General features: G+C 40.2%; 23 protein-coding genes. 14 read left to right on the forward strand and 9 right to left on the reverse strand.

Features of this window, described 5'->3' with window-relative positions:
* Positions 1–61 precede the first annotated feature (61 nt).
* The 7 genes from AC3WTB_RS04810 (at position 62) to AC3WTB_RS04840 (ending at position 6,339) form a co-directional block, all read left to right on the forward strand.
* The gene (locus tag AC3WTB_RS04810; protein ID WP_039177539.1) at positions 62–1,174 is read left to right on the forward strand and encodes a YheC/YheD family protein; all 1,113 of its coding nucleotides are present in this window, start codon (positions 62–64) and stop codon (positions 1,172–1,174) included.
* Positions 1,131–2,489, forward strand: coding sequence for a YheC/YheD family endospore coat-associated protein (locus AC3WTB_RS04815; RefSeq protein ID WP_064498252.1), 1,359 nt, complete (start codon positions 1,131–1,133; stop codon positions 2,487–2,489). The genes AC3WTB_RS04810 and AC3WTB_RS04815 overlap by 44 nt, the downstream gene beginning before the upstream one ends.
* Before the next feature lie 152 nt (positions 2,490–2,641).
* On the forward strand, positions 2,642–2,851 hold the full coding sequence (locus tag AC3WTB_RS04820; protein ID WP_003211787.1) for a YheE family protein: 210 nt from the start codon (positions 2,642–2,644) through the stop codon (positions 2,849–2,851).
* A gap of 20 nt (positions 2,852–2,871) precedes the next feature.
* On the forward strand, positions 2,872–3,747 hold the full coding sequence (locus AC3WTB_RS04825) for a helix-turn-helix domain-containing protein (RefSeq protein WP_492333408.1): 876 nt from the start codon (positions 2,872–2,874) through the stop codon (positions 3,745–3,747).
* A gap of 142 nt (positions 3,748–3,889) precedes the next feature.
* On the forward strand, positions 3,890–4,996 hold the full coding sequence (locus AC3WTB_RS04830; RefSeq protein WP_064498251.1) for an ABC transporter ATP-binding protein: 1,107 nt from the start codon (positions 3,890–3,892) through the stop codon (positions 4,994–4,996).
* A 236-nt stretch (positions 4,997–5,232) separates the two neighbouring features.
* Complete coding sequence (locus tag AC3WTB_RS04835) at positions 5,233–5,436, forward strand: alpha/beta-type small acid-soluble spore protein (RefSeq protein ID WP_024425744.1); 204 nt, start codon at positions 5,233–5,235, stop codon at positions 5,434–5,436.
* Between the two features lie 285 nt (positions 5,437–5,721).
* Positions 5,722–6,339, forward strand: coding sequence for an NAD(P)-dependent oxidoreductase (locus tag AC3WTB_RS04840; protein WP_039177527.1), 618 nt, complete (start codon positions 5,722–5,724; stop codon positions 6,337–6,339).
* 105 nt (positions 6,340–6,444) lie between these two features.
* Here AC3WTB_RS04840 and AC3WTB_RS04845 read toward each other — a convergent pair whose 3' ends face one another.
* Together AC3WTB_RS04845 and bmrC are read right to left on the reverse strand one after the other, a co-directional pair.
* Positions 6,445–8,460 (reverse strand): ABC transporter ATP-binding protein, encoded by a 2,016-nt coding sequence (locus AC3WTB_RS04845; RefSeq protein WP_058838785.1) that lies wholly within the window; start codon positions 8,458–8,460, stop codon positions 6,445–6,447.
* Positions 8,457–10,214: a multidrug ABC transporter ATP-binding protein BmrC gene (gene bmrC / locus AC3WTB_RS04850; RefSeq protein ID WP_341083400.1), complete on the reverse strand. Its 1,758-nt coding sequence runs from the start codon at positions 10,212–10,214 to the stop codon at positions 8,457–8,459. Before bmrC ends, AC3WTB_RS04845 begins: the two co-directional genes overlap by 4 nt.
* 556 nt (positions 10,215–10,770) lie before the next feature.
* Between bmrC and AC3WTB_RS04855 the strand changes: the two genes are divergently transcribed.
* Positions 10,771–11,277: a universal stress protein gene (locus AC3WTB_RS04855; protein WP_095408097.1), complete on the forward strand. Its 507-nt coding sequence runs from the start codon at positions 10,771–10,773 to the stop codon at positions 11,275–11,277.
* A 45-nt stretch (positions 11,278–11,322) separates the two neighbouring features.
* Here the strand turns inward: AC3WTB_RS04855 and dat are convergent, their stop codons facing one another.
* Positions 11,323–12,180 (reverse strand): D-amino-acid transaminase, encoded by an 858-nt coding sequence (gene dat, locus AC3WTB_RS04860; RefSeq protein WP_492333409.1) that lies wholly within the window; start codon positions 12,178–12,180, stop codon positions 11,323–11,325.
* A 296-nt stretch (positions 12,181–12,476) separates the two neighbouring features.
* Between dat and AC3WTB_RS04865 the strand changes: the two genes are divergently transcribed.
* Positions 12,477–13,331 (forward strand): polysaccharide deacetylase family protein, encoded by an 855-nt coding sequence (locus AC3WTB_RS04865; protein ID WP_268474899.1) that lies wholly within the window; start codon positions 12,477–12,479, stop codon positions 13,329–13,331.
* A gap of 40 nt (positions 13,332–13,371) precedes the next feature.
* Here the strand turns inward: AC3WTB_RS04865 and AC3WTB_RS04870 are convergent, their stop codons facing one another.
* From AC3WTB_RS04870 to AC3WTB_RS04880, 3 genes are all read right to left on the reverse strand, one after another.
* Positions 13,372–14,103, reverse strand: a complete 732-nt coding sequence (locus AC3WTB_RS04870) for an NAD-dependent protein deacylase (RefSeq protein ID WP_492333437.1) — start codon at positions 14,101–14,103, stop codon at positions 13,372–13,374.
* Positions 14,104–14,132: 29 nt separating this feature from the next.
* Positions 14,133–15,221, reverse strand: coding sequence for a mechanosensitive ion channel family protein (locus AC3WTB_RS04875; RefSeq protein WP_039177507.1), 1,089 nt, complete (start codon positions 15,219–15,221; stop codon positions 14,133–14,135).
* 164 nt (positions 15,222–15,385) lie between these two features.
* A complete protein-coding gene (locus tag AC3WTB_RS04880) occupies positions 15,386–15,487 on the reverse strand; it encodes a YhdX family protein (protein ID WP_017360338.1) in 102 nt (33 codons plus the stop codon).
* A gap of 305 nt (positions 15,488–15,792) precedes the next feature.
* Between AC3WTB_RS04880 and AC3WTB_RS04885 the strand changes: the two genes are divergently transcribed.
* From AC3WTB_RS04885 to crcB (AC3WTB_RS04895), 3 genes are read left to right on the forward strand one after another with little or no spacing between them, the layout of a single operon-like run.
* The gene (locus AC3WTB_RS04885) at positions 15,793–16,509 is read left to right on the forward strand and encodes a glycerophosphodiester phosphodiesterase (RefSeq protein ID WP_039177505.1); all 717 of its coding nucleotides are present in this window, start codon (positions 15,793–15,795) and stop codon (positions 16,507–16,509) included.
* Between the two features lie 5 nt (positions 16,510–16,514).
* Complete coding sequence (gene crcB / locus AC3WTB_RS04890) at positions 16,515–16,910, forward strand: fluoride efflux transporter CrcB (RefSeq protein WP_039177502.1); 396 nt, start codon at positions 16,515–16,517, stop codon at positions 16,908–16,910.
* A complete protein-coding gene (gene crcB, locus AC3WTB_RS04895) occupies positions 16,911–17,276 on the forward strand; it encodes a fluoride efflux transporter CrcB (protein WP_039177499.1) in 366 nt (121 codons plus the stop codon).
* Here the strand turns inward: crcB (AC3WTB_RS04895) and AC3WTB_RS04900 are convergent.
* Positions 17,273–17,665, reverse strand: coding sequence for a hypothetical protein (locus tag AC3WTB_RS04900; RefSeq protein ID WP_034282242.1), 393 nt, complete (start codon positions 17,663–17,665; stop codon positions 17,273–17,275). The two genes, crcB (AC3WTB_RS04895) and AC3WTB_RS04900, sit on opposite strands and share 4 nt — an antisense overlap.
* A gap of 90 nt (positions 17,666–17,755) precedes the next feature.
* Positions 17,756–19,138, reverse strand: coding sequence for a hemolysin family protein (locus AC3WTB_RS04905; protein WP_039177497.1), 1,383 nt, complete (start codon positions 19,136–19,138; stop codon positions 17,756–17,758).
* A 337-nt stretch (positions 19,139–19,475) separates the two neighbouring features.
* Between AC3WTB_RS04905 and AC3WTB_RS04910 the strand changes: the two genes are divergently transcribed.
* Together AC3WTB_RS04910 and AC3WTB_RS04915 are read left to right on the forward strand one after the other, a co-directional pair.
* A complete protein-coding gene (locus AC3WTB_RS04910) occupies positions 19,476–19,916 on the forward strand; it encodes a MerR family transcriptional regulator (protein WP_075622707.1) in 441 nt (146 codons plus the stop codon).
* Positions 19,917–19,974: 58 nt separating this feature from the next.
* Positions 19,975–21,306 (forward strand): hemolysin family protein, encoded by a 1,332-nt coding sequence (locus AC3WTB_RS04915; RefSeq protein ID WP_039177491.1) that lies wholly within the window; start codon positions 19,975–19,977, stop codon positions 21,304–21,306.
* A 39-nt stretch (positions 21,307–21,345) separates the two neighbouring features.
* On the opposite strand, the gene AC3WTB_RS04920 is transcribed toward AC3WTB_RS04915, so the two are convergent.
* Positions 21,346–21,948 carry a lysophospholipid acyltransferase family protein gene (locus AC3WTB_RS04920; protein WP_039177489.1) on the reverse strand — a complete coding sequence of 201 codons (603 nt, stop codon included), beginning with the start codon at positions 21,946–21,948 and terminating at the stop codon, positions 21,346–21,348.
* Between the last annotated feature and the right edge of the window lie 144 nt (positions 21,949–22,092).

Raw genomic sequence — 22,092 nt, forward strand, 5'->3', positions numbered from 1 at the left:
AAATCATAAAAAAACGTTTTTGTGATGGTAAAAAAAGAAGTTGAAAAGAAGGTGTTTTTTAATGACAACATTAGGTATTGTAACCCTTTCTCCGCAGTATGAAGAGGCATTTACACGTCAGCTCGCCAAAGCTGCCTCTTCTTATCATTTAAAGGTTGTTCGTTTTACACCACTTGATTTAAAGCCGGCTTCAAATTTGATACAAGGTCAAACATATATGAATGACCAAGGGTTTGCCGACGCACAGTTTCCGATTCCCGATTTGATTTACGATCGATGTCTTTACCGGCATGACGCACAATCTAAAAAAGCAAAACCCATCATGGAATGGCTAAAAAAGTATCCAAAAACAGATTTTTTGAATACCGGCATTTCAAATAAAATGGTGCTATTTGAACAGCTCCGCCTCCTCTCTGCTTTACAGCCATATTTACCTGGCTGCTCTTTATTAAAAGAGCCCTCAGATCTGATCAATATGGTAAGGGAGTGCGGGGCTGGCGGTTATTATAGAATGCAGCCTCTCTCCCAGCAGCATGCAGCATCTACTTACTTCATTTCCTTTGATGGCAAGTCAACATTCACCGTTCAGCTAAGTTCCAATCAAACCATTACATTTTCTCGGGCGTCAGAGATGGAGCGCTGGTGCAAAAAATATGCAGGCCGGTATTTCCTTCAATTTTTCAACACGAGTGATCAAAAAGAACCTTTATTTAATGAAATCAGGATTTTTCTTATGAAAGATTCACAAAATCAATGGAAACGCATGGGGATTCACACAAAATCACCTGCAGAAAATAGTCTTTTAAGTTATACACAAAAATCGGATCCTGTGATAGGCTTTGAACACTATCTACATACATTGCAGCCACACATCAAGGAGCTCCTTTTAGATGATATTGCATCCATTCAGGCATCAATTCCAGCTTATATAGATAAAACGTACTCTCCTTGCTTTGAATTCGCAGTAGACTTACTTCATACAAGTGAAGGCAGGCTGTTCATATCAAATGTCAGATCAAAGCCAGGACGGTCCGCTTTTTTAAAAGTTTACCCTGAAAAGGAACATCAATTGATTCGTACCATTCTTGAACATGCGCAATCGATGATGTCTCAACCGAAGGAGGTTTCTTATGAACAAAAATCGCTGCATCATCGCCCCACACCTCACAAGTGAAAAAACAATTCATCTTCCAGACCATTATAAACAGAAAGAGGCCATCTATTCTCTTGCTCTAGGGTCTCGTTTAGTTGATGGCTTCAACATTTCCTATCATCAGCATCCAAAGAAAATATTATTATCTGAAGATCTATACAGAGATTTACTGATTCCTTACCAATCAAAAGCTGATGTGATCATCATTGACCATACACTTTTTATAGGGCCGTTGATGGGCATTTTCACTGCAGGTTTTGAGCAAAGCACGCAGCCATTAGGAACAAGATCACAATTCTTTATCAAACTGCTGAATTCTTTCAGACAGCATGCTGGTTTTGCCTATCTTTTTGGGTCACATTCTATTGATTGGGAAAAAGGAATTGTAGAAGGATTGTTGTACCAGCAAGGTTCATGGGTTAAAAAACAGCTTCCCCTGCCGTCAGTCATTTATGACCGTCTTCCAAATAGAAAAGCTGCTCAGTCAGCACTCATTCAAGAAACGAAGCGAAAACTCACCCAAGACTATAATATCCCTTGGTTCAACCCTTACTTTTTTAATAAATGGGAGATTCATGAACAGCTATTAACAGATGAAAAAACATGGTCCTTTCTCCCACATTCTGTACAATTAGATCCTATGGACGCTCTAAGTAAAATTGAAACACTTCTCCACCTGCATCAAGTTATATACTTAAAACCGACGAATGGAAGTCATGGAGACGGTATTTATCGGTTAAAAAAGGAAAATCACGGAATCACTGTATGCTCAAATTTTGGAAGGGCTATTCCATATGATTCAATAGATCAGTTTGTTCAAAGGCTGCGAAAAGATCATGCAATTCATGATTTTATTGCACAACAAGGCATTGAGCTTCTTCAAATAGACAATCAGCCGATGGATTTCAGAGTTCATACGAATAAAAATAAAGACGGTGATTGGACAGTCACAGCAGCAGCAGCAAAAATTTCTGGAGATCACACCATCACAACTCACCAGTTACACGGCGGAACGGTGAAAACACTTTATGCTGTCTTTCCAGAAGAAAAGAAACGTTTGCAGATTTTACATCAGCTTTCTCATACTGCCATCACGCTTAGCCAAGTAATAGATAAAAAAATGACCGGGCATATTGGTGAAATCGGTTTTGACTTAGGCATTGATCAAACAGGCGCCATTTGGATGTTTGAGGCCAATTCTCGCCCTGGCCGAGAGATTTTCCAGCATGTCTCTTTGAAAAAATCAGAATGGCTGATCGGGAAAAGAATCATGGATTTCGCATCTTACCTTTCAGAAACGGCACTCACCACTTCAGATCACGCGAACGTCTACTGACTACATTTTTGCCACATGTCGTGCTCTTAAATTTATGCTTTTTCTATGCTCTTTTCATGAGATGAGATACAATAAAATCAAGTTCAAGGTTGTTTCCGTGTTGTCGTGTTTGTTTATTGTTTCATCAATAAAAGCAAGGAGGCAATGATGATATGATTTCTCATTTTCAATGGAAACCTCTTTTTAAAAAAGCACAATTGCCAGGCTGGAAAATATCCTTTTTCCACAATGGTGCGCATTATGAAGGCATCTACCACAAAACAGGTGACATTGAATGGGGCTCTCAGCTTCCGCCCCATGAAGTTGAACCAACCTTAAAAGAAGAAATCCACGAATTAATGCTATTCCATGTCTATGATTAAACTGTTTAAGGAGCCCCGCCATGTTAGAAAAATTAAAACTTGTTTACGGAGACCATATCATCAGTACACCTACTCATGACAAACAAATTCTTTGGTATCAAACAGACGAAGGCGAAATATTTGGAGTAGACAAATCGGAGATTACAGCAAGAGAAACACTACTTCTCAACTCTTTTCTTACACCGATTGATCTATTTCAAAAAGCGCATACCGAGGGTGAACAAAGATGGTTCAGCTATCTTTTTGAAAACAAACCACTAACTGTCCAACATCCCGTCCGTGTTTATTATTTTCAAATGATCCATCAAGAGGAACAAAGACAGCAAATAAAAGAGGCTGTGAATAACAGCCTCGAACATACTCATTTCATATGGACAGGCCCTGAAACAGCTATGCTGATTCAACCAAACGCTACATCAGAAAATAGTCAATTAGATCAATTAAATGATTTGTCTCTGGCCATTACAAGTGATTTTTTAACAGACTCAGTCTTTATACAAGGGCAGCTGCATTTGCCAAATGACCATTTACAGATGAGATTATTAAATGAACAACAGCTCTTTGTATGCCACATGCAGCGAGAAAAGCTTAGATCAGGGGTTGCCACATTTTATCAATGCCTACCATCGTTCATTTGTTATGATGCATCTGTCCTCTCTCATGCTATATCAGATGCTTTTAAAGAAGCGATTGTTGACCGAGATGTTTACCGCACTCTCATGACCTATATGCAATGTAATTTAAACGCATCCAAAGCAGCAAAAGCATTATATGTTCACAGAAACAGTCTTCAATATCGAATTGATAAATTTATTGAGCGCACTGGGCTAGATATACGACATTTTCCAGAAGCATCAGCTGCTTATTTGATGATGACTCTACTTGATCTTTCATAAAGAACGAAGGCATGAGCATCCTGCCCAAAAATGAAAATAGGATGTTGTGCACGTTGTCCATTTACAGACTCTTCCCCATTTTATACACTTTATTCAACAGTAAAGCGCTTTCAAAAAGAGAAACTGGGGAGGCTGACATCAAATGGCTGAAATAATGCTGAATCAAATTTATAAAGTGTACGATAACAAGGTAACAGCAGTAGACAACTTTAATCTACATATAGAAGATAAAGAATTTATTGTGTTTGTTGGTCCATCAGGCTGCGGAAAATCAACAACCCTTCGCATGATTGCAGGTCTAGAAGAAATTTCACAAGGAGACTTTCTGTTAGATGGAAAACGGATGAATGATGTAGCACCGAAAGACCGGGATATCGCAATGGTTTTCCAAAACTATGCATTATACCCTCATATGAATGTGTACGATAATATGGCTTTTGGGTTAAAGCTTCGGAAGTTTCCGAAAGCAGAGATTGATGAGCGGGTTCGAAATGCCGCTAAAATATTGGGGCTTGAGCAATATTTAGACAGAAAACCAAAAGCACTGTCTGGCGGTCAAAGACAACGTGTTGCCCTTGGCAGAGCGATTGTACGTGATGCAAAGGTTTTCCTTTTGGATGAGCCGCTTTCTAATTTAGATGCAAAACTCCGTGTTCAGATGCGTGCTGAAATTTCTAAACTTCATCAGCGTCTGCAAACGACATTTATCTATGTGACACATGATCAGACTGAAGCCATGACAATGGCAACCCGCCTTGTTGTGATGAAAGATGGTTTTATTCAGCAGGTAGGAGCACCGAAAGATGTATATGAAAACCCAGAGAATGTATTTGTAGGTGGATTTATTGGCTCACCAGCGATGAACTTTTTTACAGGAAAGCTCTCTGACGGCGCCATCGCGGTTGGAAAAACGCACATTCGTGTACCAGAGGGAAAAATGAAAGTATTACGCAGCCAAGGCTATATTGGAAAGGATGTCATACTAGGCATCAGACCAGAAGATTTTCACGATGAACCAGTATTTATAGAGGCGTCTGAAGGCACAAAAATTAATGCTAACGTAGAAGTAGCTGAATTAATGGGAGCAGAAACGATGCTTTACTCTTCTATCGATGATCAATCGTTTATTGCACGTGTTGATTCTCGTACCGATGTACAGGCCGGACAGTCTATCCCTCTTGCGATTAATATGAACAAAGCCCATTTCTTTGATTCAGATACAGAGCTGCGCATCCGCTCAGCTGAATAAAAAAAGATATAAGCAGCGCCATCACTCATTATTGGGTGATGGTTTTTTGTATGTTCACACAACATTTACCATGTTCTTTTCTCGTATGTTTTTTTCGGAAATAACCATAATACTTAGTACAAAGCAGTTACTGCATTGGGTTTCGCCAAGTGGCAAATGACTTGATCATTTCGCTGGTGCGATTCCAGCAAACCCAACCAAAAAAATAAATCATATACAAAAAGGAGAATCACATCATGGCAAATTCTAATAGTTCAAACCAATTACTAGTTCCTGGAGCAGAGCAAGCGATCGATCAAATGAAATACGAAATCGCTTCTGAATTTGGTGTAAACCTTGGAGCAGAAACAACATCTCGTGCTAACGGTTCAGTTGGTGGAGAAATTACAAAACGTCTTGTGTCTTTCGCTCAACAAAACCTTGGCGGAACAAAAGCTTAATTTCATACCTGGATCATAGAAGGCACCTCTTATGGTGTCTTCTTTTTTTGTTTTTATCCCTCACCAAACTCCTTTCAGCTCATATCATGTAGTAGAAAGGGGCGGATCTTCATGGACATTATTTCCGGTATGAACTTTGAACTTCTACAATTTGTAGGGATCTCTCTATTATGTGAATATGGTCATAGTATTCGGTCCTTTCACCTTTATAAAAAAAGCATCACATAAAAGTTGTACCATTTTGGGTTCTTTTCACTTATAGTATGTAGTGGAGGGATCGAACAGATGAAAATAGCTCTTTTCGGTGCTCATGGACGTGTAGGACAAGCATTTCTTCGTTTCGTTCAAGTAGATGATCGTTACATGGTTCGTTCATTGATTCGGACAAACCGAGAAGAAATGCTTGCGGGTATGTTTCAAGTCACCGGCAATTCAAGAAATCGAGAAGATGTGCTTGAGACAATGAAAGGAGCAGATATTGTTGTGAGCTGTCTATCAACAGATGGTGATGATACATTATCTGTTTCAATGGAGCATATCGTACAAGCCATGAAGCAAACAAATACATCTAGAATTATTACAATTGGTACAGCAGGTATTTTAAAAGCAAGGCAGCAGCCGGAGCTTTACCGTTTTGAAACAAATGAATCAAAGCGGACTACTTCCCGAGCAGCTAAAGAGCATGCGAAAGCGTTTGAAATCCTTCAATCAACTGATCTAGATTGGACCATTATTTGTCCAACCTATTTACCAGATGGAGAAGTGACACGGTCATATCGCTATGAGAAAGATTTTCTCCCTATAGATGGAAAGAAAATTTCAGTTGAAGATACCGCACACTTTTTATATCAGCAGTTAAATTCGAAGGAATTTGTGCATCAACGCGTCGGCATCGCTTATTGATGTTGCAGCCTGTCCAAACGATATAACCTGTAAAAGTCGTCGACTTTTTCATGCAAAGGAAAAGAGCCTCATTCAATTTGAAGAGGCTCTTTTTTCTACTATTCATCAACTGTTTGCAACAGCGCCTTTTTGCAGTTCATACATTTGCGCATACAGCCCTTCTTGCTGCATGAGTTGTTCATGACTGCCACGCTCGACGATTTCACCTTTTTCTAACACCAAGATCATATCGGCTTTCTTAATCGTGGATAATCGGTGAGCAATCACAAAAGTCGTTCGTCCTTCTTTGACTACATCAAGCGCCCGCTGAATGATCGCTTCTGTTTCTGTATCAATGTTGGCGGTGGCTTCATCTAAAATTAAAATCGCTGGATCGTATGCTAATGCGCGCGCAAATGAAATCAACTGACGTTCCCCTGAGGAAAGGGTGCTTCCCTTTTCAACGACTGGTTCATCAAAGCCTTGCGGCAGATGCTTCAATAACTCTGCTGCGCCTACTTGCTTTAATGAGGATTCAATGGTTTCTCTTTTGATGTCTTCATTTCCTAAGCTGACATTGGAGGCAATCGTTCCCGAAAATAAATACGGATCTTGCAGCACAATGCCCATTTGTTTACGCAGCGTTTGACGCGACTGATCATAAATGCTTTCGCCATCTATGAGAATGTCTCCTTGCTGAATGTCATAAAAACGCAGCAGCAAGTTCATGATCGAGCTTTTCCCAGAACCAGTATGCCCCACAAGTGCAACCGTTTGACCTTTCTTAGCTTCAAACGTAATGTTCTTTAAGACATTTTTCCCTTCATTATAAGCAAAGGTGACATCTTTGAACTGAACGTGTCCCTCCAGCTTCTTCTGAACAGGTTCTTCCACCTCTGTACCGGGTTCATCTAATAATCGGAACACCCTTTCCGATGAAACTCTTGCTAATTCCAACCTAGAGAATTGATTCACAATACCTGTGATCGGCTGAAACAATCGATTTAAATAATCGACAAACGCATAGAGCACACCAATGGACACAATGCCTGTCGCACTTAATGACGCACCGCCAAAATACCAAATGAGCGCCACATATGCTAAATTTCGCAGCAGGTTAACCAAGTTATGTGAAAGAAGTGAATTTAAATGCAGCATCTTTCGCTGATACCGAAAGTGATTGTTGTTCAGCTCATCAAATTCCTCTTTCGTCGCTTTCTCATGACGAAACGCTTGAATAATGGTCATCCCTTGAATGGCTTCATTTAACTTGGCATTGATTTCACTGATGATCGAACGAATTCGGTGATTGTACACGGATGCAAACTTTCTGTAAGTCATCGACCATAGGAATATAATTGGTACTGCGACCAAACAAATGAGTGCCAGCTTCACATTTAATAAAAACATGGCAATGTAAATCCCAATCATGTAAATGGCACTCGTCACAAAATTAGCAAGGACTGTGACATATAGGTCACGAATGGTTTCCGTGTCATTGGTGATTCTCGCGACAACCTTTCCAGCCGGTAAATTATCAAAATATCGGATCGGCAGCGTTTGGATGTGCTCAAAGACGTCTACCCTCATTTTTTGAATAATTCGATTTGCAATCCTCTGGAGCAAATAATGCTGCCCATACTGAAAGAAAATCGCAACGATGAGCAGCCCTAGATAAAATAGAACAAGCTGCACCAAACCACTGATTTCTGGCTGATAAAAAGCAAAAATCTCTTCTTTTGATAAACGCTGTACCTCATAGGTCTCACGCTCGTTCCCATTATCAATGGTGAGCTGATCTCCCGATATTTTTCTGTTTCCATCAAAACGAATCGGCTCATTCACAAAATAGTAACCGAACCCGACTTGCACCACATTAATTTGCTTTCCAGATTCCATTCCATTGTTTAATCGATCGCTTCGTATATAGTTATTTCCCTGGTAATAAACGGTTTTGTCTGTCTTTTCATTGACCTCGACATACGGTTTTTCTACACCTAAAATATGATCATCAATCATTTTCTTCCCAATAAACGGTCCTGTCAGCTCAGCACCAACTGCAATCATTAGAAAGATTAAGGCAACAGACAGTACTTTCTTATATAGGAGTGCGTAGGCAAGGAGTCTTCGTCCTGTTGTCATGCCTCATCCCCTCCTTCCAGCTGATTTGTCAGCTGCTGACGCAAAAATTGTTCTTTGTACCACCCATCCTGCTGGATGAGCTCGTTGTGAGTGCCCTTTTGGACAATGCGTCCTTCTTCCATGACAAGAATGAGATCCGCATGTTCAACAGCTGATAGGCGATGAGTCGTAATAAACGTCGTTTTGCCATGACGGTTTTGTCTTAGATTTTCTAGGATAGCGGTTTCTGTTTTTGCATCTACAGCAGACAATGAATCATCCAGAATTAAAATGTCTGGATCAATTAATAAAGCACGTGCAATGGATATTCGCTGTTTTTGTCCGCCTGACAGCGCAACTCCTTTTTCCCCAACCATGGTCTCCAAACCCTCTGGCAGAAGGCGTAGATCCTTTTCAAAGTAAGCATCTTTGATTGCTTGTGCTAACTCATCTTGTTTCGCGTCCCGATGACCAAAGCGCATATTATGTTCGACACTTTTTGAGAAAAGAATATGATCCTGAGGTACGTATCCGATCCATTGAAATAACTGATCTAATTCAATGTCTTGGATTGGAACACCTGATAGCAAGATTTGCCCATCACCTGCCGGGTACTGGCGCAGAAGCTGTTTGACAATGGTCGTTTTGCCGCTTCCCGTTTTGCCTGTAATCCCAATCGTCTGCCCTTTTCGAACGGTAAAGGACACATCAATGAGATTATCTTTAGGTGAAGTTGGATACCTGAATGTCACGTGATCAAACTTAATATCTCCAGGCTCTTGTAACGTTTTCGGCTGAGCAGCGTCTGTTACGTCCGGCTTGTAGCTGAGTGTATGATTCAACCGGTCTAACGACGCATTTCCTCTTTGCATAATATTAATCAATTCGCCGATCGCAAACATTGGCCAGATCATCATGCCAAGATAGACGTTAAATGCAACAAGCTCCCCAATGGTTAAATCACTTTGAAATACGAGATAGGCTCCGTAGCCGATTCCGATTAAATAGCTGATTCCTACAAGTAATTTCACTGTCGGTTCAAACAAGGAATCAATGATCGCCACTCGCATGTTTTTTTGGAATACATCATCTGTCATTTCGCGAAAGCGTTTGACGTCTTGTTTCTCCTGCACAAAAGACCGAATGACTCGAACGCCTGCCACTGATTCAAGAACACGATCGTTCATATCACCAAATGCATCCTGAGCGACAGTAAAGCGCTCATGGATTTTGCTGCCATAAAACGCAATTAAGAGCGCCATCAGCGGCATAGGGATAATCGCCATTAAGGTTAATTTCCAGCTAATTGTCAGACCCATCGTAAAGAAGATCATCAGCATATAAGCAGTGGAATCAACCAAGGTCAGAACGCCAAAGCCTGTCGTTAAGGCTACAGCATTTAAATCGTTTGTTCCTAATGCCATTAAGTTACCGGTTTTTTTCCTTTCATAAAAGGTCGGTGTCATCTTCAGCAAGTGGCGCATCAGTTTCCCGCGCATCACACGCTCCATGACATTTGCGCCGCCAAATAACTGATACATCCAAAAATATGTAAGTGTATAGACGACGACACCGAGTAAGCAAAAAATGGTCACATAAAACAAAATACTGGATGTTGTAAATTGACCAGAACGAATGTCATCCACTGCCTGGCCAAGGTATCTTGGCGGCAGCATTTCAAGCACATTCACAATGAGCAAAAGCGTAATAGCGATTGTATAACGCCTCCACTCTTGTTTAAAGAACCAGCCTAATTTCGCAAATACTGAAAACATGTTTGTCTCTCCTTTTCAAGCTAGCCGCTTTCTAAATTTTCCTGCAAGTCACCTTGTTTCGTTTTTTGGGCTTTTATCATTTGTCTTGATTTTGGCATGTTCACATGCTTTCACTCCTCTTCATTTACTTGTTGTTTTCCATCCCTTTATTTCGGAATGCGAAATGAATACAACAAAAAAAGAGGCCACCAGCTGGCTGGTACGCCTCTTTTCGTCATGTAAAAAGGCGCATGTTGACAAATACGCAACATACGCCTTGATTCATCCGATCAATTGGAACATACGAGTTCCTTTTCAATGACCAATGAAGGTGTAATTGTCACGTGAATCAACCCATTCATGCAGTTTGATTTCATTCTTCCAATGTTGCACATGACATTTCCTCCTTTTGGCTCTTGAATCTTTTTTTATCTTATAGCGGCTGTCACCATTTTGTCAATAAATATTTTTCAATAAATGAAATTTTCTAACAAAAATCAATCTCCCTTATGTGTATCTTTTTCTATTAACGGGTATACCATGAGTGTAAAGACTCCTTTTGAAAGGAATGAGGACATTGTTTCAAGCTGATCGGATGGTCGTTGCGTTTGATGGACATGAAGACAGTAAGAAAGCATTAAAGAAGGCAATCGCTTTAGCCAAAACCTTGCATGCCAAGCTGACCGTTGCCTATGCCCATGATGGCAAAACAGGCAGACAGGTGTTTGATGCACCGCGCCCAATGACTGGCGGAGCTTATATCGGCGGCGGTACGGCAGATCTTCAAACACCCCCTGTGTATGTGCCTCATGATGAACAGCAAAGTCCCTTGATTTTTGAAGACCATACAGAAGAGGTCGTCGCAGAAGCAAGAATGCTTTTAAATGAGGAGCAGTTTGAGGCTGCCATTGAAATTGTGGAGGGAGAACCGGCAGAAGCGATTATCGAATATGCTGAGGAAATATCAGCAGACCTCATCGTCATGGGAGCACGTGACCAAAGCAGATTGAAAAAAATGCTATTTGGCAGTGTGAGTGAAAAGTTATCAGCAAAATCAGATATACCTGTGCTTATTGTGAAATAAATGCATCACAAAAGGCTGTAAACGAATGTTTACAGCCTTTTTTATTTATGAAGAGATCGATGCTTCACTTTCATGTTTAATTTTTTGCTGGAAGCCTTCCTGTACGCGCTTTGTCAGCTCGCCTGGAACGCCTTTCCCTACTGGCTCGCCATCTATTTCAACAATCGGAATGACTTCAGCCGTCGTCGAGCTGATGAAGATTTCCTGAGCGCGCAGCAGTTCTTCTTTACTTATACGAGTCTCTTCAACACTATACCCTTCTTCCTCACATACTTCTAACAGCTTTCTACGGGTAATGCCGTTTAAAATGAGATTGTTTGCAGGGTGAGTGCGAATCACGCCGTCAATAACGGCATATACATTCGAGGAGGTTCCCTCTGTCACAAAACCTTCTCTAATGAGTATTGCTTCAAACGCACCAGCTTCAGATGCTTTCTGCTTTTCCATGATGTTATATAAAAGGTTTAAGCTTTTGATATCACACCTTAACCAGCGAAGATCCTCAGATAATATGGCCTTTGCACCAGCTGTCTGCTCTTGAACAGGCTTTTTCACCTGGAACGTATATGCCGTGATTTGAGGAGTAAGAGAATTACTATATTGATGTTTACGAGGGGCAACACCCCGCGTGACTTGAATATACACACCGCCATCTGTTAATTGATTGTGAGCGACGAGCTGTTTTAACTTTTCTTCCATATCAGATACTGTACCTTGCAGATGAATGCCGATTTCCTTTGCACTCTTGAACAGACGCTCTGTATGCTCCTTTAATGTAAACAAAGTACCATTGTATACACGGATGACCTCATAGACTCCGTCACCAAATTGATAGCCTCTGTCCTCAATATCAACATGTGCATCCTTTTTTTCAATGAAATCTCCATTGTACAATACTTTCATATGGAATCTCCCCTTCGCTTTGCAATAATGGTTGAATCTGATGCTATCTTAGCGGATAAATGGATACGTTTCAATGATTATTCAGAATTATTTCACATCATATGAAATGGATAACCTTCTATTGTAACAAATTTAGATTCATAACCAAAAAGATTCCAATTTTTTAGCAACTTCTATATTCATAGGCTCTTTTTTCCTGTATACTGACACCATATAAACATGACAAAAAACAGCGGAAAAAGACAGAATCTACTACATGATTCGACACAAATTTTTGATTTATTGGAGCGATTGTAATGCAACGGGCTAAAAAAAAACAGACACCTTCAAACACAATGCTGCTCTCAAAGGCGATTGGTTTTGTCATTCTGACACTGATCCTCTTTTTTATTTGGGATATGTCCAAAACCAATATGCAGGCAGCAGATCAGCCGGCGAAATTGTCTGCGAGCAGTCAATTTAGGGACACAAGCACTAGTATGAAAGCAAAAGATGCTTCTCGGAAAACATTAGATGCACATTTTAAGATCGATTCAAATAAACATATAACGGATCAAACAATTTTTTTAACCTTTGATGATGGTCCATCAGCGACTTCTAATCAGCTGTTAGATGTGCTGAAAGCGCAAAAAGTGAAGGCTACATTCTTTATGCTCGGGCCGCAGATTAAAGAACACCCGGCAGCTGTGAAAAGACTCCATCAAGAAGGTCATCAATTAGGGCTTCATGGTATCACCCATGATGTGAAACGCTTTTATCAAAAAAGTGATTCTCCTGTTAACGAGATGAAGGAAGATCAGCGCATTTTGGCTTCTGTCACAGGTGAGTATACCCATCTTGTGAGAACACCTTATGGCAGCACCCCAAATTTAACCGATCAGCAAAAAGCACGTTTAAAACAACAAGGCTTTGTCTACTGGGACTGGACCATTGACAGTCTGGACTGGAAATATAAAAGCTCAAAATATGTACCAGAGGTATTAAATCAGCTGCAAGTGCTGCAAACAAAATATCCAAAAGAACCAAAAATCATCTTAATGCACGATCAGCCGGCAACGGCAAAATACTTAAGCAGCTTAATCACGCAGCTAAAGGCGAAGGGCTATACATTTGAAGTCCTTGATGAAACAATGAAGCCGCTGCAACAATAAAGAAAAACCCGCACCTTTAGGATGCGGGTTTTTTAATGATTTATAAAGATTTCACAAGATCGCCAATTCGCTCATGAAAGACAAGATCAAAAAGCGGATCGAATTCTGTTTCACTTAAATTCATCATCACCATAAAGATGGAAGGATCATGGGCTGCATCTTCTGGAATATATCTTGCTGGCGCTACTTCTAGGGAAGTCCCTATGACAAGGAGCATGTCCGTTTTCTGAAGTGATGCCTCCACTTGGTCTAAATGTTTGACCATATCTCCAAAAAGAACAACATCTGTTTTTAGCACACGTCCGCACGTACTGCCATCAGAGGAAACCCTTTGACAGACAGGCACCTCTTCTTTTAACAAATAAGGCAAATCATATACCGCCTGGCAGGATGGACAAGTAGCCGTTTGAATGGAACCATGGAGTTCATATACGTGCTGGCTTCCCGCCTTTTTATGAAGACCATCAATATTTTGGGTAAAAATATCCACATGCTTCCCTTGTTGCTCAAGGCTGGCTAAAAAGATGTGCCCGCTATTTGGCTCGTATTCCCCGCTCATTTTCATCTGAAACAATTCCTTAAATTTCGGCCAAAATTGATGAGGATTTGATAAAAAGTAGGACCGGCTCATCGCCTCCATGCGAGAAGTATCTTCCGTCCACAATCCACCCGTTGATCTAAAATCAGGAATACCCGATTCTGTACTCATACCTGCACCTGAGAGTACTGTGATATGTGAAGCCTGCGATATTCTCTCTCTTAGCGCTTCCACCTTTTTTTGATCCACGTACCATTCCTCCTTTATTCACCCAGCTGTTTCTCGCCTTTTTGTTTCATATAAATGGTCTGTCCAGGGAAAGCAAATTCTACACCTTCTTCGTGGAAAATATCTATGATGCGATAGTTAATGTCCTGCTTAATATCAAGGTTTTCAGACCAAGCTGTCGTGTTTGTATAAAAGTTGAAAAACAAGTTCAAATAGCTGTCTGCCAGTACATCGAGATTCACCATAATCGTCTCCTTATGCACACCATCATGCTCGTGAAGCATCTGTTTGAGACGCTTAATACACTGATCAATGTTTTCCTTTGGTGTATTGTAGGAAACGCGAACAGAAAACGTAATCTGACGTTTATTCATTCTCGTCCAGTTTGTGATCGGCTCCTTAGAAAGCGTAGAATTCGGAACGGTCACAACGGCTTCAGCAGGTGTTCGAAACTTTGTGCTTCGAAATGTAATATCTTCAACAGTCCCAAGAACACTTGGTGTCTCCACAAAGTCGCCCATCGTAAAAGGCTTCTCTGTAATGATGACAATCCCTCCAAAAAAGTTAGCCACTGTATCCTGCGCAGCCAGCGCAAAGGCTAGACCACCTAAACCAAGACCTGCCACAAGTCCATTGACATCATAATTAAATTCTTGTGCAATGATACTAATACTTAGTGCGATAATAATGAAACGAAGTACCTTTGATAAAAACGGTGCTAAAATATCATCCATTTCTAATTCAAATTTCGAATTGACCTTTTGAAATAAGAAGGAAGATGCTGCGGTTAAATTACAAAGTCCCCACGTCAGCATCAAAATAATGGAGGATCTATACAATTTAATGATGACATCCATATGATGCTCAAAGTATGGCGCCTGTCTTAACGCAAAATATAAACCAAGTGCCACGAAAAACAGTCTGGCTGGTTTTTCAAATGCCACAACAATTTGGTTAATGACCTCCGTCTTCGACCGATTTGTCAGCCTAAACAGAAGTTGAAATAAATACTTCGTAAATACTTTCCGAAGCAATAAAAACAGCAATAAAATACAAAGGCTGATTCCAATTTGGATCGCAATATCTACTGTAAAATATGTATCCATCCATTTTTGTGTAAACATGTCTGTCTCTCTCCTTTAAAACAATCCTCTCTAGTTTATAATATAACCTTCGTTCATGTCCTCTCTTAAATGTCTGACCTCTACATAAAAAGCCTCGGGAATAATCCCGAGGCATGATGTTCAAATATGAAATTTTGGCTAGAGACATATCGACGGGCAGCAAACTACTTTTTCTTCTGAGCCTGATCAAGGAGAGTCGCTTTAAACATTTCAGCATCCGTTTCGGCCTTAATACGTTCTTCCACTCTAATTCTCCCTTTACCCAATCATCTCGCCTCCTTTTCATCATTATAAAACATCAGAATTTTCAGTCAACATGACGAAAGCACTAATATTTTGACGAACGCTGACGATTTGGACAAAATTGATCGAAGAAAAAATGATGTAGTTCAGATTTACTCAATAAGAGCTTGGGATATTCCTGCAACTTTTCACCTTTTATACACGATGCTTTCTCACCACAAGCCATGTTCCATTACATACAGCTCTCCCTCGTTCCATATAGTAAATAAGGAAAAACAGCAAAAATTTGATATGATAAGACCAGAACTTATGTCAGGAGCTGGAGCATGTGTATATTATCGCACATAGAGGGTCATCAAGCGCTGCCCCAGAAAATACAATCGCCGCATTTGATTTAGCTGTTCAGCAGGGTGCGGATTATATTGAGTTAGACGTCCAGCTGACAATGGATCAGCACGTAGCCGTTATCCATGATGATACCGTTGATCGAACGAGTAACGGAAGCGGATTAGTGAAAAGTTATACACTTGATCGGCTGAAGAAACTGGATGCAGGAAGCTGGTTTGATTCTCAGTACGCCAACGAACGAATTCCCACCTTACAGGAAATCCTTCAAAGGTACAGTCAGCGTGTCGGGATACTGATTGAGATCAAGCATCCAAAACGGCAGATTGGGATTGAAAAAGCAGTTGTCGACATCATCAACCGGTTTGCCTATTCCCGTCACATCATGGTTCAATCTTTTGATGCCAATGCCCTTCAAAGAGTCAAAGCTTACGCCCCTTCTCTTCGAACGGCTTTTATTATAAAACCCTCTGCCTTCAAACTGACGAAAAGGAAATTAGCGGAGTACAGCTCCTTTGCGGATTGCCTTAATATGAAGAAAACGCTGATCAACAGATGGTGGATTGATCGCATCCACTCATTTGGAATGGATGTCTTTGTATGGACAGTGAATGACCAAAAAACAGCCGACAGGATCAAAACATATCCCATTGATGGAGTGGTGACGGATCACCCGCCATTTTTTCTAAAGGAGAAATGATGTAAATGAAAGCATATCTCGCCGTATTTATCGGTGGACTGGTTGGTACCCTTTGTAGATATGAACTTAGCCAGTCCGTTGTCAGCCACACATTCCCCTATGCAACGCTGATTGAAAACATTATAGGCAGTCTGCTTCTTGGCTTTTCAACAGGGTATTTTATGTTTCGGAAGGGAAAAAAATATCTTGCTGCTTTAATCGGAACAGGATTTTGTGGTGGTTTTACGACAATGTCCACTTTTTCTAAAGAAACAGTTCTCTTATTACAGGATGGACTGTTCACATCAAGTGTCATGTACATTCTACTCTCAGTGATTGCTGGAGTGGGCGCTGCCTTATGTGGACTGATCACCGCTCAGCACCTCTTTCAACAAAATGAGCAGCCGAAAGGAAGCAGATAAATGATTGTATTGTATACAGCTGTTGCTGGCGGGATAGGCAGTGCCCTTCGTTTTTTCCTCAGTCAATCGATTCAGAAAACCAAGTTTCATACTCGTTTTCCGTTTAGTATTATTCTCATCAACTTACTCGGCGCAGCCGGTTTAGGTTTACTGACAGGTGCAGTGACTAACAATGATCCGCTGCTTATGATCATTGGGACTGGTTTTTTCGGTGGTTTTACAACATTCTCTACATTTAGTGTAGAGGCTGCGTCCATGCTGCATGAGCGGCAAATTGGACAGCTTGCTGTCTACTTATTGGTCACCATCATCGGGTCTTTATGTCTGTTTGCTGCGTTTTATCAAATAGGACAGCATCTTTTTTAAATATTGGTGATGGCGGCTAAGCTGATGAGCAACTGATCCATGAGCTGGCGCTTCATCAAAAAGAGTGTTTTTTCACTATAGCCGATTTCCATTGCACATTTTGCCATCCGCCAATCTCGAAAATATTTATAATCGATGAGCTGCTGCTCTATTTCATCCAACTCTTTTAATGCCGTTTCAATACAAGCAACGATGAGTTCATACTGACTTTTTTGCTCTTCTAACTTTTTCCGTGTCATGTGATCGAGATGATGCGGGCTTCTTTTTTCAAGCTGCCTTTCGATATTTAAGATCGCTGCTTGATAATTTTTGAAATTCTTTAAATGAAACTCAATTCGTTTCATTGAGGTTTTTTTCTCCGTGATACTTGCTGTTTCGTACCAAAGCATGTCCATCCCCCTTTATCGAACGTTTGTTCTTATTATATACCGAACATATATTCGTTTAAAAGAGACTAAATACCTAAAAAAACCTTGAGCTTATTTTTCGCTCAAGGTCATTTCGTTTACTAGCAGCGGCTCCTTTATATCAAGCCCAGTGCGTGCACTGCCTTTTTCTGCCGATGTGACACCTTTTTTTAAATCAATCTTTTTAACGTAACGTCCATCCATTTCCAGCACTTTCATTCGAATATCATCAAGATAGATGGATTGTCCTTCTCTAATATCAATATTCTCTTTTAAGATGAGCCCGCCGATTGTATCAATTTCCTCATCATGATATGAAATCTCGATCAAATCTTGAACTTCATCCAATCTCACTTTGCCATCTAAAACATAATGATGATCGGCTCTTTTTTGAATAACTGGCTGCTCATCTTCATCGAATTCATCTCGAATATCTCCGACAATCTCTTCTAAAATATCTTCCGTTGTGACAAGCCCAGACGTTCCGCCATATTCGTCAGTTAAGATCGCCATATGCATTCGATCACGCTGCATCTTGACGAGAAGCTCTTGAATAGGAATCGTGTCGATGACCTCAATCACTGGATATATATAATCTTGAATTTTCAGTTGATCTTTTTCTCCTTGATACACAAGATCTGCAAAGAGCTGCTTTTTGTTCAGCATGCCGATAACATGGTCTTTATCTCCTGAAAACACAGGGAAACGTGTATACTTTTCCTGCGTCATGATGGCGAGGATATCATCTAACGGCATATCTTCTGGAATCGCACAAATTTCTCTGCGCGGTATCATGATCTCTCTGGCAATTCGATTATCGAAATCGAAAATCTTGTTCATATAATTATATTCTGATGGGTTGATTTCCCCATTTTTTAAGCTCTCAGATAATAAAATCTTCAATTCCTCTTCAGAATGGGAATGTTCTTTTTCAGACCCCATATCGATGCCCATCATTTTAGTTAACAAACGGGCTGACCCGTTTAACACATAAATGAAAGGGAACATAAGGATATAAAATGCATGCAGCGGGCCTGACAGCCATAGCGTCATTTTTTCCGCCTTTTGAATGGCAAGCGTTTTTGGTGCAAGCTCACCTACAACTACATGCAAAAAGGTAATAATAGAGAACGCAAGTGTTGCTGAGATCAGGCTGATTGCTGAATCAGGAATGTTTGTCAAACCAAAACCTCGAACCAAAAGTTCTTTCACAGCCGGCTTACCAATCCACCCTAAACCAAGGGATGTCACTGTAATACCGAGCTGACAGGCTGACAAATATTCATCTAGCCTTGATGTCACCTTTTTCGCCATGATGGCCTTTTTGGACCCTTCGGCAACAAGCTGATTAATTCTTGAACTTCTCACCTTTACTATGGCAAATTCAGATGCAACAAAGAAAGCTGTTAAAGCAATCAAAACACCGACTATACTCAGATTAACAATATCGTCCATTTAACCTTGCTCTTTCTTAGAAGAACAAGGAGTCACCTCCTGATTGATGATGTTATGTTTTGCAAAACGGTTAACTGATTAAATAAGACGACTTTGAGGGCCCCACTTAACCACCTCCGGTTCACGTAAAATTCCGCCTCTCTACATATATATGAAACGGTATTCATTTTATCTTACCATAAATAATCTGAAAATTCCTGTATCATCATGCTGTTTTTGACATGACTGACTAAATTGAGGGAAATCCTCCTCTGTTTCTTCTTATTGGCAGGAAATATGAACAATTAACTTGTGTTTCAGACTAGAATTATATTAAACTATTTTCATAAACTATAACGTGACGGTTAGGAGGAGATGTTCAGATGGGGCTGAGAAAAAGTATCGTATTGGTGAACTAGCACAGATTGCACAGGTAACGAAACGAACTGTAGATTATTATACAAATCTAGGTTTGCTTGCGCCTGTTAGATCTTGCTCAAATTATCGTTATTACGATGAATATGCTTTAAAACGATTACAATTAATCGTTCTTTGCAAACAGCAGAGATTGGCTCTTTCTGACATCAAATCCAGATTAGATGAACAATTTCCTTCTCAAAAGGAAGATCAAGATGAACTTGTCCATTTAACCTCTGATATCGATCGGATGAATGAGCATATGGACCGCATTTTGGCACGTTGTAAGCAGCTTCAGCCAGAACAACGTGAAAAACTAAAAGAACAGCTTACTCCTGAAAAAATGACGGCTGTCCAATCATTTTTACTGCTGTTAAGTTAAAATTTTTACTAAACAGGAGGTGTTACCTTCGTTCTCAAAGTCAGAACGAAGGCCTTAATTGGACATAGTTAATTTACTCATAGTTGCTTTACTTATAGCTTTAACCGCGTTTTTCGTTGCATCAGAGTTTGCGATCATTCGCTTAAGAAGCTCAAGAATTGATCAGTTAATCGCAGAAGGTAATAAAACAGCAGTTGCTGTCAAGCATGTAACGACTCACCTTGATGAGTACCTATCAGCCTGTCAGCTTGGTATTACCATTACCGCCCTTGGTATTGGTTGGTTAGGGGAAGAAACAATTGCACATATGCTTGCTCCACTATTTGTAGAGCTGTCCATTCCTCAATCAGCTAGTTCTATTGTCACTTTTATTATTGCGTTTAGTATCATGACGTTTTTACACGTTGTCGTTGGAGAGCTTGCACCAAAAACGCTTGCCATTCAAAAGGCGGAGCAAGTATCCCTTCTATTTGCTAGACCACTGATGATCTTTTACAAAGTGATGTTCCCGTTCATTTGGGTATTAAATGGTTCTGCTCGTTTGTTAACAAAAGCGTTTGGTCTTCAGCAAGTATCTGAGCATGACATGGCGCACTCTGAAGAAGAATTGCGGATTATTTTATCAGAGAGCTATAAGAGCGGCGAGATTAACCAGTCTGAATTCAAATATGTAAATAAAATTTTCGAATTTGATGACCGTCTGGCGAAAGAAATTATGATTCCTCGTACTGAAGTTGTCAGCTTCCCTCATGATATTACCATTGAGGAAATGTTGAAGGTAACAAAGGTAGAAAAATATACACGTTATCCAATTGAAGATGGCGACAAAGACAACATTATCGGTGTTCTAAATATTAAAGAGGTTCTCACTGCCTGCATTAGCGGTGAGTGTTCTACAAGTGATACGATCGAAAAGTTTGTGAATCCGATTATTCATGTGATTGAAACGGTTCCTGTTCATGATTTATTGCTCAAAATGCAGCGTGAACGTGTACACATGGCCATTTTATCTGATGAATATGGCGGTACAGCAGGTCTTGTCACTGTTGAAGACATTCTTGAAGAAATCGTCGGTGAAATTCGTGATGAGTTCGACATTGATGAAATCAACGAAGTGCGTAAACTTGGAGAAGACCATTACATCTTTGATGGCAAGGTTCTTGTTGATCAAGTCAACCTGCTATTAGGTATACAGCTTGATAATGAAGAGGTCGACACAATCGGCGGCTGGTTCCTTACTCAGAAATATGAAGTAGAGAAAAATGACGCCATTCGTGAACAAGGCTATGAATTTATCATTAATGAAGTCGATGGACACCATGTGGCATACATCGAAGTAAAAAAGTTAAATGAACAATTATTAGAAGCAGCTGAAGAAGGCGCTTCTTAATAAAAAAACGACCCTTGCCTAAGCAAGCGGTCGTTTTTCTTATGACTTTTCAATTAATTGAGCTTCTAGCTCTTTGATTCTCGTGTTTAATACTTCCGTCATGGCACCTAGTCTTTCTTTTGGCGGCAGATGGTCAAATTCAGACAGCTCAATCGGTTCACCGATGATTAAGCGCATTTTCCCTTTTTTGAAAAGACTTTTCGCATTTGAAGGTCCTTTATATGCAGCTGGAACAATTGGCGCTTTACCGAGCTGCGCAATGGTCACTGCCCCTCTTTTTAAAGGAACATCCTCTGTTGTACGTGTTCCGCTTGGAAAAATCCCAACGATCTTTCCCTCTTTTAATAATTTAATGGGCGTTTTAATACTGCTTGGCCCAGGGTTCTCTCGATCAACTGGAAAGGCATGAATCTTTTTTAAAAATCCACCGATCCATTTATTCGCAAACAATTCTTTTTTCGCCATGTAATGGATCTCAAACGGAAGAATTCCTGCGCCTAATGCAAGAACATCCACAAAACCCTCATGTGTACAAGCAATGACAAACCCCCGATCAGTTGGCAGATTCTCTTTTTGATATACTTTGATTCCACCTCGGAGACCAAATATTAATTTGACGGTATAGCCTGAAAATTTATACATAGTGCACTTCCTTTGTTTGAAAAATGAAGGATTTGTCTCTATTATAACAAATTTTTTATTACCTGGTACTAAAAATTTATGAGCAGCCCAATCCTCACTGTCTTTTTCGTTTAAAATGAACGTTCTGACTGTATTCAAGCACAT

The organism is Bacillus sp. EB106-04-04-XG123, assembly GCF_058791855.1.

Excerpts from the sequence above, each read along its gene's own strand:
- AC3WTB_RS04835 (WP_024425744.1), top strand. The coding sequence starts at position 5,233 with ATGGCAAATTCTAATAGTTCAAACCAATTACTAGTTCCTGGAGCAGAG.
- AC3WTB_RS04865 (WP_268474899.1), top strand. The coding sequence starts at position 12,477 with ATGCAACGGGCTAAAAAAAAACAGACACCTTCAAACACAATGCTGCTC.
- AC3WTB_RS04830 (WP_064498251.1), top strand. The coding sequence starts at position 3,890 with ATGGCTGAAATAATGCTGAATCAAATTTATAAAGTGTACGATAACAAG.
- AC3WTB_RS04820 (WP_003211787.1), top strand. The coding sequence starts at position 2,642 with ATGATTTCTCATTTTCAATGGAAACCTCTTTTTAAAAAAGCACAATTG.
- bmrC (WP_341083400.1), bottom strand. The coding sequence starts at position 10,214 with ATGTTTTCAGTATTTGCGAAATTAGGCTGGTTCTTTAAACAAGAGTGG.
- AC3WTB_RS04920 (WP_039177489.1), bottom strand. The coding sequence starts at position 21,948 with ATGTATAAATTTTCAGGCTATACCGTCAAATTAATATTTGGTCTCCGA.
- AC3WTB_RS04815 (WP_064498252.1), top strand. The coding sequence starts at position 1,131 with ATGAACAAAAATCGCTGCATCATCGCCCCACACCTCACAAGTGAAAAA.
- AC3WTB_RS04875 (WP_039177507.1), bottom strand. The coding sequence starts at position 15,221 with ATGTTTACACAAAAATGGATGGATACATATTTTACAGTAGATATTGCG.
- AC3WTB_RS04840 (WP_039177527.1), top strand. The coding sequence starts at position 5,722 with ATGAAAATAGCTCTTTTCGGTGCTCATGGACGTGTAGGACAAGCATTT.
- crcB (WP_039177499.1), top strand. The coding sequence starts at position 16,911 with ATGATTGTATTGTATACAGCTGTTGCTGGCGGGATAGGCAGTGCCCTT.
- crcB (WP_039177502.1), top strand. The coding sequence starts at position 16,515 with ATGAAAGCATATCTCGCCGTATTTATCGGTGGACTGGTTGGTACCCTT.
- AC3WTB_RS04900 (WP_034282242.1), bottom strand. The coding sequence starts at position 17,665 with ATGCTTTGGTACGAAACAGCAAGTATCACGGAGAAAAAAACCTCAATG.
- dat (WP_492333409.1), bottom strand. The coding sequence starts at position 12,180 with ATGAAAGTATTGTACAATGGAGATTTCATTGAAAAAAAGGATGCACAT.
- AC3WTB_RS04825 (WP_492333408.1), top strand. The coding sequence starts at position 2,872 with ATGTTAGAAAAATTAAAACTTGTTTACGGAGACCATATCATCAGTACA.
- AC3WTB_RS04905 (WP_039177497.1), bottom strand. The coding sequence starts at position 19,138 with ATGGACGATATTGTTAATCTGAGTATAGTCGGTGTTTTGATTGCTTTA.
- AC3WTB_RS04810 (WP_039177539.1), top strand. The coding sequence starts at position 62 with ATGACAACATTAGGTATTGTAACCCTTTCTCCGCAGTATGAAGAGGCA.
- AC3WTB_RS04845 (WP_058838785.1), bottom strand. The coding sequence starts at position 8,460 with ATGACAACAGGACGAAGACTCCTTGCCTACGCACTCCTATATAAGAAA.